This window comes from Marinobacter sp. MBR-105 (genome assembly GCF_053628895.1).
The window spans coordinates 1-1847 of sequence record NZ_JBRJHG010000048.1 but is presented as its reverse complement, the minus strand read 5'-3'; the positions used below and the strand labels follow the sequence as shown (position 1 = coordinate 1847).

Genomic DNA, 1847 nt, shown 5'->3' with positions numbered 1-1847 from the left:
TCCGGCAGTTCATCCACGGTCATGCCGTCGATGCCCGGCGCTCCCTTGTTACGTCGAACCTGTTTCAGGGCGCGATTGAGGTTGTCCCTGCTCAATACACGCGCCATCCATGGTGAGGGTTGAACGGAGTGCGAGTGCTCCCGATTTCCGGTAACGGGTTCATCCCCTGGCTTTACCAGGGGCAGCGCAAGCTGCTTTACGGATGCCATCCCGTTCCCCTGCACGGATACTCGACTCCTGTCACTGTTCGGGCCTTCGGTTCACGGGCGAACCTACTATGCCCTCGGCTGATTTCTGCCACGCGATAAGAGGCGATCGCTCGTCTCTCAGTGGGTCCGTCCACACGTGGCAGACCTCCCGGGGTAAGGCACAGAGCTTTCACGGCGTGAACGCCCGATTTATAAAGCACACCCCGGTCGCAGAAGGAGGGCTTCGCGGTCACGTGCCCGCTCGCCCCGGATGTACCACACCTCGTATCGGGTTCCTGTTCGTCGCCCCGCCGCTTTGGATTGGGCTTCCTTCAGACCCCACCTCGCGGTGACGCCCTTGCCCTTCTCCTAGCCTTCGGCTCTGCGAACACCTGGCAGGAGGACTTTCACCTCCCTAGTTCTGTGCCATGCCCGGCACACACGCTGAGCTTAGCGGCGCCACGACAGTGGCGTCCGGTGGACGGCCGTCAGGCCGGGAACGTACTACAGCGACTGGTTAGCTGGGGGCATCAATGAAGCCCGATCCTTGGCAACCAACATCGCAGCCTGCACCGCTGCCCTTGCACCAAAATGTGCTGAAGCACTTTGTCTAAACCACAGCCAACGATGCGGGGAATGAACCTGAACGTCAGAGTAGCAGGTAAGCAAGGAACCAGCTCTCGACGGACAGCCCCACGACCAGAACACTCAAATTACTACCAATACCGCTGACCGATTGAGCTACCAGCAACACGCCCAATTTGCGGGCCTTGGCAACATCACCGCACTACCAGTTTTGCTACTCACTTTCGGCCAAGGCCATTGGCACCCAGCCACCAAAAAAGACCAAAGCACTACCAGCTAACGCTGAAGCGCACCGGTGGCTTTGTCGCAGCGCAGCGGAGACAAAGGCATCCGAGTGACGCGCCTGGTTAAATTACTACCGCTCACCTTCAAGGCCATGCCATACCCGGAGAATGATGATGGCACTGGGATGGAGCGAATATCGAACGACATATTTCCCGAAGACCATATCTCGAACAGAGTCAGGCACCGGTGCCATTTCAACTGGCGTGCCCATCTTGGGAAAATCAGGAAGCAATTCGATTTTGCCAACCAGTTCGGTGGCGATCCGGGCTGCCGCCGAAGGATTGTGGACTGCAATGAACTCCCTGAGGCGCTGTAAATCTTCAATGGCTTCGTCCGTGTAAACCAGTTTCACTTACCTGACCTCGGTGCATCCTGCTCGTTGTCGGTTCCCCAACTATTAAGCCAGCTGTGAACCTCGCGGGCATCAACAACCTTGCCTTGTGCAGCGGACTCCATTGCTTCTAAGGTCTGTTTCCAGCGCTCTTGCTCCAGCTGCTGCTTTTCTATGTACTCCGATAATGCTTGGTTAATTACCCAACCTTTGCTCCGGTGCAACCTGCCAGCAATTGCTTCCAGGTGCTGTTCAACTTCTGCTTGAAGGCGAACCGTGGTGACGCTCATGACTATACCCTCGAGTTTGGCTACTACAATGTATTACAACATAGTCTACGAGGGTGCGGCAAAAAATTTAATCGGGATAGGGAGGCACCTCACGATGCCCCTCCTCCCACATCACCGGGCATACGGATCACGTACCACGGCGATTCAGTGACTTGACTCAACCCGTTA

Annotated in this window: 2 protein-coding genes and 1 pseudogene; all 3 read right to left on the bottom strand. The window is 56.5% G+C overall.

From position 1 onward, the window contains the following. Nucleotides 1-209, bottom strand: a pseudogene (locus ACSSVV_RS20890) (group II intron reverse transcriptase/maturase); the annotation flags it as partial. Nucleotides 210-1128: 919 nt separating this feature from the next. Further along, nucleotides 1129-1410: a type II toxin-antitoxin system RelE/ParE family toxin gene (locus ACSSVV_RS20885; RefSeq protein ID WP_023012028.1), complete on the bottom strand. Its 282-nt coding sequence runs from the start codon at nucleotides 1408-1410 to the stop codon at nucleotides 1129-1131. Further along, entirely contained in the window at nucleotides 1407-1679 is a 273-nt protein-coding gene (locus ACSSVV_RS20880; RefSeq protein ID WP_022989998.1) for a CopG family ribbon-helix-helix protein, read from the bottom strand. The genes ACSSVV_RS20885 and ACSSVV_RS20880 overlap by 4 nt, the downstream gene beginning before the upstream one ends. Nucleotides 1680-1847 lie beyond the last annotated feature (168 nt).

Excerpts from the sequence above, each read along its gene's own strand:
- ACSSVV_RS20880 (WP_022989998.1), bottom strand. The coding sequence starts at position 1,679 with ATGAGCGTCACCACGGTTCGCCTTCAAGCAGAAGTTGAACAGCACCTG.